Source organism: Enterobacter sp. ZOR0014, from assembly GCF_000798855.1.
Classification (GTDB): Bacteria; Pseudomonadota; Gammaproteobacteria; order Enterobacterales; family Enterobacteriaceae; genus Enterobacter; species Enterobacter kobei.
Map to the genome: position 1 here is coordinate 1 of NZ_JTLF01000160.1, position 10,598 is coordinate 10,598.

Below are 10,598 nucleotides of genomic sequence, written 5' to 3' on the forward strand. Positions count from 1 at the left end.
GAACATCCGGGTATCCGACGCTTCGTCATCCTTCCGCTGTTGATCAACATTCTTCTGATGGGCGGCGCGTTCTGGTGGCTTTTTACAAAGCTCGAGAGCTGGATCCCTGCGTTAATGAGCTATGTGCCCGACTGGCTACAGTGGCTGAACTATCTGCTCTGGCCGGTGGCGGTTATCTCCGTGCTGCTGGTGTTCGGCTATTTCTTCTCAACCATCGCTAACTGGATAGCCGCACCGTTTAACGGCCTGCTGGCAGAACAGCTGGAGGCGCGGCTTACCGGCGCGACGCCGCCGGACACGGGCGTGCTCGGGATCATGAAAGATATCCCCCGCATCATGAAGCGCGAGTGGCAGAAATTTGCCTGGTACCTTCCCCGCGCGGTAGTGCTGCTTATCCTCTATTTTGTTCCCGGCATTGGCCAGACCGTGGCGCCGGTGCTGTGGTTCCTGTTCAGCGCCTGGATGCTCGCCATCCAGTATTGTGATTATCCGTTCGATAACCACAAGGTACCGTTTAAAGCGATGCGCAACGCCCTGCGTACCCAGAAGCTCGCCAATATGCAGTTCGGCGCGCTGACCAGCCTGTTCACGATGATTCCCTTCCTGAACCTGTTCATCATGCCGGTTGCTGTGTGCGGCGCGACGGCAATGTGGGTGGACTGCTACCGTGCTAAGCACGCGTTATGGAAATAATGCAAAAATGTGTAAAGCAGGGGTGGCTTATGCCGCCCCTTATTCCATACTGATCCCCATTATTTCCTTGCAGTATATAGATATGCGAATTCCTTACTTCCCCCTCCCTGCTTAGCAGGTATGCTGGGGCGGTATCCCAATTTCATACAGTTAAGGACAGGCCATGAGTAAGATTTATGAAGACAACTCGCTGACTATCGGTCATACGCCCCTGGTTCGACTGAACCGTATCGGTAATGGACGCATTCTGGCGAAGGTCGAATCTCGTAACCCGAGCTTCAGCGTAAAATGCCGTATCGGTGCAAACATGATTTGGGATGCTGAAAAACGTGGCGTGCTGAAGCCTGGCGTTGAACTGGTTGAACCGACCAGCGGTAACACCGGTATCGCTCTGGCCTATGTCGCTGCCGCGCGTGGCTATAAACTGACGCTGACCATGCCGGAAACCATGAGTATCGAACGCCGCAAACTGCTCAAAGCACTCGGCGCGAACCTCGTACTGACCGAAGGTGCGAAGGGCATGAAAGGTGCCATTCAGAAAGCGGAAGAGATTGTCGCCAGCGATCCGGCAAAATATCTGCTGCTGCAGCAGTTCAGCAACCCGGCTAACCCGGAAATTCACGAGAAGACCACTGGACCGGAAATCTGGGAAGATACTGACGGTCAGGTTGACGTGTTTATCTCCGGCGTCGGTACCGGCGGCACCCTGACCGGCGTGTCACGCTATATAAAAGGCACAAAAGGTAAAAAAGATCTGATCACCGTTGCGGTTGAACCCACCGACTCACCGGTTATCACCCAGGCACTGGCAGGCGAAGAGCTCAAGCCGGGTCCGCATAAAATCCAGGGTATTGGCGCGGGCTTCATTCCGGGCAACCTGGATCTGAAGCTGATCGATAAAGTGGTCACCATCACTAACGAAGAAGCCATCTCTTCCGCGCGTCGTCTGATGGATGAAGAAGGCATTCTCGCCGGTATCTCTTCCGGTGCGGCTGTTGCAGCAGCGCTCAAACTTCAGGAAGATGAAGCCTTTACCAATAAGAATATTGTGGTTATCCTTCCTTCCTCGGGTGAGCGTTACTTGAGCACCGCACTGTTTGCCGATCTATTCACTGAAAAAGAGCTGCAACAGTAATGCCAGCATGTTAATAACGCGTAAAAAAGCACCTTTTCAGGTGCTTTTTTGTGGCCTGCTTCAAACTTTTGCCCCTCCTGGCATTGCTTCACCCCGTTGGGTCTGGTATTTAAACCAGCAATTATTTTGATGCGTGAAATTAATCAGTGAACGAAATAGCCTTGCTGAATCGATTTTATGATTTGGTTCAAGTCTTGCTTTCGCTGCATAATGTTTAATGACGATCGAAACGTCAGCGCTAACAATACAGGCTAAAGTTCAGTCGCCAGGCTAGACTTTAGTTCCACAACACTAAACCTATAAGTTGGGGAAATACAATGTTCCAGCAAGAAGTTACCATTACCGCTCCGAACGGTCTGCACACCCGCCCTGCTGCTCAATTTGTTAAAGAAGCAAAAGGCTTCACTTCTGAAATCACTGTGACTTCCAACGGCAAAAGCGCCAGCGCAAAAAGCCTGTTCAAACTGCAGACTCTGGGCCTGACTCAGGGCACCGTAGTCACCATTTCTGCGGAAGGTGAAGACGAGCAGAAAGCAGTTGAGCATCTGGTAAAACTGATGGCTGAGCTCGAGTAAGTTTCCGGGTTCTTTTAAATATCAGTCACAAGTAAGGTAGGGTTATGATTTCAGGCATTTTAGCATCCCCGGGTATCGCTTTCGGCAAAGCACTGCTGCTGAAAGAAGACGAGATCGTCATCGACCGGAAAAAAATTTCTGCCGACAAGGTTGATCAGGAAGTTGAACGTTTTCTGAGCGGTCGTGCCAAGGCATCTGCGCAACTGGAAGCAATCAAAACTAAAGCTGGCGAAACTTTCGGTGAAGAAAAAGAAGCCATCTTCGAAGGGCACATCATGCTGCTCGAAGATGAGGAGCTGGAGCAGGAAATCATAGCCCTGATTAAAGATAAAGGCATGACGGCCGACGCGGCTGCGCATGAAGTTATCGAAGGTCAGGCAACTGCCCTGGAAGAACTGGATGATGAATACCTGAAAGAGCGTGCGGCTGACGTACGTGACATCGGTAAGCGCCTGCTGCGCAACATCCTGGGTCTGGCCATCATCGACCTGAGCGCGATTCAGGATGAAGTTATCCTGGTTGCCGCTGACCTCACCCCGTCCGAAACCGCACAGCTGAACCTGAAAAAGGTCCTCGGTTTCATTACCGACGCGGGTGGCCGTACTTCCCACACCTCTATTATGGCTCGTTCTCTGGAACTGCCTGCCATCGTGGGTACCGGTAGCGTCACTTCTCAGGTGAAAAACGGCGACTATCTGATTCTGGATGCCGTAAACAATCTGGTTTACGTCAACCCAACAAACGAAGAGATCGAAAAACTGCGCGCGGTTCAGGAGCAAGTTGCGACTGAAAAAGCGGAACTCGCTAAGCTGAAAGACCTGCCAGCCATCACCCTGGACGGCCATCAGGTAGAAGTGTGCGCAAACATCGGTACCGTACGTGACGTTGAAGGCGCTGAGCGCAACGGTGCGGAAGGTGTGGGTCTCTATCGTACAGAATTCCTGTTCATGGACCGTGACGCGCTGCCTACTGAAGAAGAGCAGTTTGCTGCGTATAAAGCCGTAGCAGAAGCGTGTGGCTCTCAGGCGGTTATCGTCCGTACTATGGACATCGGTGGCGACAAAGAGCTGCCATACATGAACTTCCCGAAAGAAGAGAACCCGTTCCTGGGCTGGCGTGCAGTGCGTATCGCCATGGATCGCAAAGAGATCCTGCGTGACCAGGTTCGCGCAATTCTGCGTGCCTCTGCTTTCGGTAAACTGCGCATCATGTTCCCGATGATCATCTCTGTTGAAGAAGTGCGTGCACTGAAGAAAGAGATCGAAATCTACAAACAGGAACTGCGCGACGAAGGTAAAGCGTTTGACGAGTCAATCGAGATCGGCGTGATGGTGGAAACCCCAGCAGCCGCGACCATTGCGCGTCATTTAGCCAAAGAAGTTGATTTCTTTAGTATCGGCACCAATGATTTAACGCAGTACACCCTGGCAGTTGACCGTGGTAATGATATGATTTCACATCTCTACCAGCCAATGTCACCGTCCGTACTGAACTTGATCAAGCAAGTTATTGATGCTTCTCATGCAGAAGGTAAATGGACTGGCATGTGTGGTGAGCTTGCAGGCGACGAACGTGCTACACTTCTGTTGCTGGGTATGGGTCTGGACGAATTCTCTATGAGCGCCATTTCCATCCCGCGCATTAAGAAGATTATCCGTAACACGAACTTCGAAGATGCGAAGGTGTTAGCAGAGCAGGCTCTTGCTCAACCGACAACGGACGAGTTAATGACGCTGGTTAACAAGTTCATTGAAGAAAAAACAATCTGCTAATCCACGAGATGCGGCCCAAATTACTGCTTAGGAGAAGATCATGGGTTTGTTCGATAAACTGAAATCTCTGGTTTCTGATGATAAGAAAGACTCCGGAACTATTGAGATTGTTGCTCCGCTCTCCGGCGAGATCGTCAACATCGAAGACGTGCCGGATGTAGTGTTTGCTGAGAAAATCGTTGGTGATGGCATTGCTATCAAACCAACTGGCAACAAAATGGTTGCTCCAGTTGACGGCACCATCGGTAAAATTTTTGAAACCAACCATGCGTTCTCTATCGAATCTGATAGCGGTATCGAACTGTTCGTTCACTTCGGTATCGACACCGTTGAACTGAAAGGCGAAGGCTTCAAACGTATCGCGGAAGAAGGCCAGCGTGTGAAAGTTGGCGACCCGGTCATTGAATTCGATCTGCCACTACTGGAAGAAAAAGCCAAGTCTACCCTGACGCCGGTTGTTATCTCCAACATGGACGAAATCAAAGAACTGATCAAACTGTCTGGCAGCGTCACCGTGGGTGAAACCCCGGTTATCCGCATCAAGAAGTAATTCTTGCCGTACAGAAAAATGGCGCCTTCGGGCGCCATTTTTGTTTATGCGGGAAGGATAAGCTCGTCGTACCCTTTCGACTGGGTGTACAACATCACGTCAGTCACCCGATCCCCCGCCATGCGGATAGCATCGGCAACGGTTTTCCCCTCAACGATACCACTGACCAGCTCGGAACAGAACAGATCGCCCGTCCCTTTCAGATCGGTTTCTACGCGCGGATGCGCGCTAACGGTAACGCCCTCTTTCGTCACCAGCACCACGTGGATGTTGTGCGGGTCGTCAGCGACCGGCGCGCTGGTAATCGCCACCCATTTCAGGGAATCGGAAAGCAGCCCCTGCGCTGCCGCGACGGCGCTTTCCGGCGTGCGGCACGGTTTTCCGCTTAATACTTCCAGTTCATAGACGTTTGGCGTAATGCCCTGCGCCAGCGGCAACAGGTGCTCCCGATACGCTTGCGGAATATCCGGCTTCACGTACATTCCACTGTCAATGTCGCCAATAACCGGGTCGACCAGTACCAGCAGGTCAGGATGGTGCGCTTTGACCGCCTTCAGCCACTGAGCCAACAGAGCGATCTGGCTGGCGCTGCCCATATAACCGGTGGTAACCGCTTTAAGATCGCGCAGGATCTCGCGTTCTTCCAGCGCCTTCAGGTAGCCGCTGAACCACTCATCGGGGATCACGCCGCCGTAGAAAGTGTCATAGTGCGGCGTATTGCTGAACAATACCGTCGGCACGGCGGTGACGTTCAGCCTGTGGGTACGAATATTCGGAACCGCAATGCTGTTCCCCACGCTGCCATAAACCACCTGCGACTGCACTGCGACAATATCGGTTTGCTGCGCCCGGGTGTTATCCCGGAATAAAATCATCTCCATGACGCTTAAATTCCCGCCCCCTGCGAATAACTCTCTTCACCAAAGACGCCGGTAGACAGATAGCGATCGCCGCGGTCGCAGATAATCGCGACCACAACGGCGCCTGGATTCGCCTGCGCAACGCGCATCGCCCCAGCTACCGCGCCACCCGAGCTGACCCCGCAGAAGATGCCTTCACGCACGGCCAGCTCACGCATGGTATTCTCCGCCTCGCGCTGGTGAATATCCAGCACCTGATCCACCAGCTGCGCATTAAAAATGCCCGGCATGTATTCTGCTGGCCAGCGGCGAATCCCCGGAATGCTGCTCCCCTCTTCCGGCTGCAGGCCAACGATAGTGACGGCTTTTTCCTGCTCGCGCAGAAAACGCGACACGCCGGTGATGGTGCCGGTGGTGCCCATGCTTGAGACAAAATGGGTAATACGTCCGTCGGTTTGCTGCCAGATTTCCGGGCCGGTGGTGGTGTAATGCGCGTAGGGATTATCCGGGTTGTTGAACTGATCGAGCAACTTACCTTCGCCACGCTCCGCCATTTCTAAGGCTAAATCGCGTGCGCCTTCCATCCCCTGCTCTTTGGTGACCAGAATCAGCTCGGCCCCGTAGGCGCGCATTGCGGCGCGGCGCTCCTGGCTCATGTTGTCCGGCATCAGCAGCTTCATGCGGTAGCCTTTCAGCGCCGCAATCATTGCCAGTGCAATCCCGGTATTGCCGCTGGTGGCCTCAATCAACACGTCGCCGGGCTTTATCTCACCGCGTTTTTCAGCCTGAACAATCATCGACAGCGCCGCACGGTCTTTCACCGAGCCTGCCGGATTATTGCCCTCAAGTTTGACCCAGATTTCGCTGCCGTTGTCTGGCCCCATGCGCTGAAGCTTGACCAGAGGAGTGTTGCCGATGGTGTGTTCGAGTGTAGTCACGATTTTTACTCAATAAAAAAGCCGGGGGCGCGCAGCGATCCCGGCCTACAAGACTCAGTGATAACTGTAGGCCCGGTAAGCGCAGCGCCACCGGGCGATAAACATCCTAATAACCTATCAGGCTGACTCCGCCAGAGCAATATTCTCGCGCGTCTCGATGCGCTCCTTCCCGTGATAAATACGGGCATGCTGCAGGCCGACAAACAGACGCTCGCCCCGGTGCGGCGGCACATCATCACGCATGACGACGGTCAGCGGCTCGGTATACCAGCCTAGCGGCTGTACCACCAATTGGGTGTAGTGCCCTTTAGGGCTAGCTTCCAGTACCTGCACCGGCAGCGGTGAATCCAGGCTGGTGCGGCGGCTCACGTCCACTTCCCACGGACGCAGGAACAGATCGACCGGCCCCTGATGCGCGGAGGTATAGCCCAGCGGCCAGCGGTGCGCACCGACGTGGAACTGTCCACCGCGAATGGTGCCCTGCAGACGGTTCACTTCACCCATAAATTCCAGCACGAAACGGGTCGCCGGTTCACGCCAGAGCTGCTCCGGCTCGTCAACCTGCTCGATGTTGCCCTGGCTCATGACCACCACGCGGTCCGCCACTTCCATCGCCTCTTCCTGATCGTGGGTCACAAAGACGCTGGTAAACTTCAGCTCTTCATGCAGCTGACGCAGCCAGCGGCGAAGTTCTTTACGCACCTGCGCATCCAGCGCGCCGAACGGTTCGTCCAGCAGCAGAATTTGCGGCTCAACGGCCAGCGCACGTGCCAGCGCGACACGCTGTTTCTGTCCGCCAGACAGCTGCGCCGGGAAACGATCCGCCAGATGTGCCAGCTGCACCATCTCCAGCAGCTTAGTCACTTTCGCTTTGATGGTGGCGGCATCCGGGCGTTCGCGACGCGGCAGCACGGTCAGGCCAAACGCAATGTTGTCAAACACGGTCATGTGGCGGAACAGCGCATAGTGCTGGAACACAAAACCCACTTTACGATCGCGGGCATGCAGGCGGCTCACATCGGTGCCGTGAAAGCGAATGTGCCCGCTGGTCTGATGCTCAAGCCCGGCGATAATACGCAGCAGCGTGGTTTTACCCGAGCCAGACGGCCCCAGCAGCGCCACCATTTGTCCGGAAGGGATATCCAGCGAGATATCATTCAGCACCTGGGTGCGACCAAAAGACTTCTTAATATTGGCAATCTCAATGCTCATGATTTCCCTCCTGATGCTGACGTTTTTCCTGATTCTCTAAACGCCACTGCACCACACTCTTCAAAAACAGGGTCAAAATAGCCATCAGCGTCAGTAACGCTGCGGCAGTAAAGGAACCGACGGTGTTGTAGTCCTGTTCCAGTAATTCAATCTGTAACGGCAGCGACAGGGTTTCACCGCGGATGGAGCCGGATACGACGGAAACGGCACCAAACTCACCAATCGCTCGGGCGTTGGTCAGCACCACGCCGTAAAGCAGCGCCCAGCGGATATTTGGCAGCGTCACGCGACGGAACATCTGCCAGCCTGACGCGCCCAGCAGCACCGCCGCTTCGTCTTCGTTGCTCCCCTGGCTTAACATCACCGGCACCAGTTCGCGCACCACAAACGGACACGTCACGAAGATAGTCACCAGCACCATACCCGGCCAGGCGAACATGACCTGCAGGTTATGCTCATCCAGCCAGCCGCCCAGCGGGCCGTTAGAGCCGTAAAAGAGCAGGTACACCAGACCCGCCACCACCGGCGACACGGCAAACGGAATATCCAGCAGGGTCAGCAGCAGCTGACGTCCCGGGAAGTTAAAACGCGTCACCAGCCACGCCAGCAGCGTCCCGAACACCAGGTTCACCGGCACGGTGATCAGGGCAATCAGTACGGTCAGCCAGATGGCATGGAGCATGTCCGGATTCGCCAGGTTCTCCAGCGCGGGCATCAGCCCCTTGCTGAACGCCTGAACGAAGATATACACCGTCGGCACGACGAGAATGAGGGCGGACACCAGCACGCCCACGCCAATCAGAAACCATTTACCCCAGTTGATACGGGGAGCATCGTATCGCTTCAATTGCGTAACTTCCGCCATCAGTGACCTACCACACGTCGACCAAAGCGACTTTGCAGAGTGTTAATTGAGTACAGCAGCAGCAGTGAGGCTGCGAGGATCACCGAAGCAATGGCGCTCGCCGCCGGATAATCAAACTCCTGAAGACGGATGAAAATCATCAGCGAGGTGACCTCCGTCTTCCAGGCAATGTTCCCGGCGATAAAAATCACCGCGCCGAACTCACCGAGGCTGCGGGTAAACGACAGCGCAACGCCCGCCATCAGCGCCGGGGAGAGTTCCGGCAACACGACCTTGCGGAAACTCTGCCAGCGCGTGGCCCCCAGCGTTTCCGCCGCTTCTTCATATTCCGGACCCAGCTCTTCCAGCACCGGCTGCACGGTACGCACCACAAACGGGATGCTGGTAAAGGCCATCGCCACCGCGATACCAAGCCAGGTATAGGTGACTTTGATATCAAGCTTTGCCAGCCACTCACCGTACAGTCCGTTCACGGAGAAGAGCGATGCAAGGGTTAAGCCCGCAACAGCCGTCGGCAGCGCAAACGGCAGATCCATCAGTGCGTCAAGCAGCGTGCGGCCAGGGAAACGATAGCGGGTTAAGATCCACGCCATCAGCAGGCCGAACACACCGTTAAAAATGGAGGCGACAAATGCCGACAGCAGCGTCACTTTATAGGCGGCCACCACCTGCGGGTTGGTGACCACGTCCCAGTACTGCGCCCAGCTCATCTGCGCAAGTTGCATCACCAGTGCGCTGAGCGGCAACAACAGGATCAGGCAGACGAACAGCAGGCTGGTCCCCAGACTTAAGGTAAAGCCCGGCAGCACGCGTTTGGTCGAGACTGCAAACATTACTTACGCCCCGCCGCCAGCAACTTGTCTAACTCACCGCCGCTGGCAAAGTGCGTTTTCATCACCTCAGGCCAGGAGCCGAAATGATCTTCCACGCGGAACAGTGCGGTCTGCGGGAATTTATCCTTCAGTTTGTTCATCACGTCCGGGTTATTCACGCGGTAGTAGTAATCGGTAATGATGGTCTGCGCCTGCGGGCTGTACAGATAGTTGAGATAGGCTTTTGCCGCTTTCTCAGTACCGTTTGCCTTCACGTTTTTATCCACCCACGCCACCGGGAATTCGGCCAGAATGTTGGTTTTCGGGATAACCACCTCAAAGCCCTGCGCTTCATACTGTTTGCGGATGTTGTTCACTTCCGACTCAAAGCTGATCAGCACATCGCCCAGCCCACGTTCTGCGAAGGTGGTGGTTGCCCCGCGGCCGCCGGTATCAAACACTTCAACGTTTTTCAGGAACTGGGTCATGAACTGCTCGGTTTTGGCTTTATCGTTACCGTCAGCCTTGTCCGCCGCACCCCACGCCGCCAAATAGGTGTAACGCGCGTTACCGGAGGTTTTTGGGTTCGGGAAAATCAGCTTCACGTCAGAACGCACCAGGTCGCTCCAGTCGTGGATATTTTTCGGGTTACCTTTACGCACCAGGAAGCCCATGGTGGAATAGAACGGCGAGCTGTTATTCGGCAGACGGCTCTGCCAGTCAGCAGGGATAAGTTTGCCCTTGTCGTGCAGGATCTGCACGTCAGTAACCTGGTTGTAGGTCACGACATCCGCCTTCAGTCCCTGCAATATCGCCAGCGCCTGTTTGGAAGAACCGGCATGGGACTGTTTGATGGTCAGCTTATCGCCGTTATTGTCTTTCGCCCACTGCTGTTCAAACGGTGGGTTAAGGGCGGCAAACAGCTCGCGGGAGACGTCATACGAACTGTTCAGCAGCTCAGTCGCCTGCGCCTGGGCCACCAGCAATAAACCTGCCAGCGCCAGAGTTCCTTTTTTCAGTACAGTAACGGCCATTGCGCACCCTTATAAATGTGATGACTATCTTATAGTCATAATATTTATAACGAGGTCGAAAGGAGTAACGGTTTTATATACCGTTTGGTGATTTAGAAGCAGAAAAGGGAATAAGGCTGCAATCCCCCTCTCCCCTGCGGGGAGAGGGTTCG

The 10,598-nt window shown here is 54.6% G+C and carries 11 protein-coding genes; 5 read left to right on the forward strand and 6 right to left on the reverse strand.

Going from position 1 to position 10,598, the window contains the following annotated elements:
* The 5 genes from cysZ to crr form a co-directional block, all read left to right on the forward strand.
* Window positions 1-693: sulfate transporter CysZ (gene cysZ / locus L977_RS08160; RefSeq protein ID WP_047625558.1), on the forward strand; the 693-nt coding region annotated here is incomplete at its 5' end.
* 163 nt (window positions 694-856) lie between these two features.
* Window positions 857-1,828: a cysteine synthase A gene (gene cysK, locus L977_RS08165; protein WP_047625559.1), complete on the forward strand. Its 972-nt coding sequence runs from the start codon at window positions 857-859 to the stop codon at window positions 1,826-1,828.
* A gap of 317 nt (window positions 1,829-2,145) precedes the next feature.
* Window positions 2,146-2,403, forward strand: a complete 258-nt coding sequence (ptsH, locus tag L977_RS08170; protein WP_000487600.1) for a phosphocarrier protein Hpr — start codon at window positions 2,146-2,148, stop codon at window positions 2,401-2,403.
* 44 nt (window positions 2,404-2,447) lie between these two features.
* Window positions 2,448-4,175 carry a phosphoenolpyruvate-protein phosphotransferase PtsI gene (gene ptsI, locus L977_RS08175; protein ID WP_014884740.1) on the forward strand — a complete coding sequence of 576 codons (1,728 nt, stop codon included), beginning with the start codon at window positions 2,448-2,450 and terminating at the stop codon, window positions 4,173-4,175.
* Between the two features lie 40 nt (window positions 4,176-4,215).
* A complete protein-coding gene (crr, locus tag L977_RS08180) occupies window positions 4,216-4,725 on the forward strand; it encodes a PTS glucose transporter subunit IIA (RefSeq protein WP_003861316.1) in 510 nt (169 codons plus the stop codon).
* A gap of 44 nt (window positions 4,726-4,769) precedes the next feature.
* Here crr and pdxK read toward each other — a convergent pair whose 3' ends face one another.
* From pdxK to L977_RS08210, 6 genes are all read right to left on the reverse strand, one after another.
* Window positions 4,770-5,606: a pyridoxine/pyridoxal/pyridoxamine kinase gene (pdxK, locus tag L977_RS08185; protein WP_047625560.1), complete on the reverse strand. Its 837-nt coding sequence runs from the start codon at window positions 5,604-5,606 to the stop codon at window positions 4,770-4,772.
* Between the two features lie 5 nt (window positions 5,607-5,611).
* Window positions 5,612-6,523 (reverse strand): cysteine synthase CysM, encoded by a 912-nt coding sequence (gene cysM, locus L977_RS08190; RefSeq protein ID WP_047625561.1) that lies wholly within the window; start codon window positions 6,521-6,523, stop codon window positions 5,612-5,614.
* A 117-nt stretch (window positions 6,524-6,640) separates the two neighbouring features.
* On the reverse strand, window positions 6,641-7,735 hold the full coding sequence (gene cysA, locus L977_RS08195; RefSeq protein WP_014884743.1) for a sulfate/thiosulfate ABC transporter ATP-binding protein CysA: 1,095 nt from the start codon (window positions 7,733-7,735) through the stop codon (window positions 6,641-6,643).
* Window positions 7,725-8,600 carry a sulfate/thiosulfate ABC transporter permease CysW gene (cysW, locus tag L977_RS08200; RefSeq protein WP_023331041.1) on the reverse strand — a complete coding sequence of 292 codons (876 nt, stop codon included), beginning with the start codon at window positions 8,598-8,600 and terminating at the stop codon, window positions 7,725-7,727. Before cysW ends, cysA begins: the two co-directional genes overlap by 11 nt.
* Entirely contained in the window at window positions 8,600-9,433 is an 834-nt protein-coding gene (gene cysT / locus L977_RS08205) for a sulfate/thiosulfate ABC transporter permease CysT (protein ID WP_014884745.1), read from the reverse strand. The genes cysW and cysT overlap by 1 nt, the downstream gene beginning before the upstream one ends.
* The gene (locus L977_RS08210) at window positions 9,433-10,446 is read right to left on the reverse strand and encodes a sulfate ABC transporter substrate-binding protein (RefSeq protein ID WP_023331043.1); all 1,014 of its coding nucleotides are present in this window, start codon (window positions 10,444-10,446) and stop codon (window positions 9,433-9,435) included. The genes cysT and L977_RS08210 overlap by 1 nt, the downstream gene beginning before the upstream one ends.
* Window positions 10,447-10,598 lie beyond the last annotated feature (152 nt).

Coding starts and splice junctions, on each gene's coding strand:
- ptsH (WP_000487600.1), top strand. CDS start 2,146: ATGTTCCAGCAAGAAGTTACCATTACCGCTCCGAACGGTCTGCACACC.
- cysK (WP_047625559.1), top strand. CDS start 857: ATGAGTAAGATTTATGAAGACAACTCGCTGACTATCGGTCATACGCCC.
- cysA (WP_014884743.1), bottom strand. CDS start 7,735: ATGAGCATTGAGATTGCCAATATTAAGAAGTCTTTTGGTCGCACCCAG.
- cysT (WP_014884745.1), bottom strand. CDS start 9,433: ATGTTTGCAGTCTCGACCAAACGCGTGCTGCCGGGCTTTACCTTAAGT.
- cysW (WP_023331041.1), bottom strand. CDS start 8,600: ATGGCGGAAGTTACGCAATTGAAGCGATACGATGCTCCCCGTATCAAC.
- ptsI (WP_014884740.1), top strand. CDS start 2,448: ATGATTTCAGGCATTTTAGCATCCCCGGGTATCGCTTTCGGCAAAGCA.
- pdxK (WP_047625560.1), bottom strand. CDS start 5,606: ATGGAGATGATTTTATTCCGGGATAACACCCGGGCGCAGCAAACCGAT.
- L977_RS08210 (WP_023331043.1), bottom strand. CDS start 10,446: ATGGCCGTTACTGTACTGAAAAAAGGAACTCTGGCGCTGGCAGGTTTA.
- crr (WP_003861316.1), top strand. CDS start 4,216: ATGGGTTTGTTCGATAAACTGAAATCTCTGGTTTCTGATGATAAGAAA.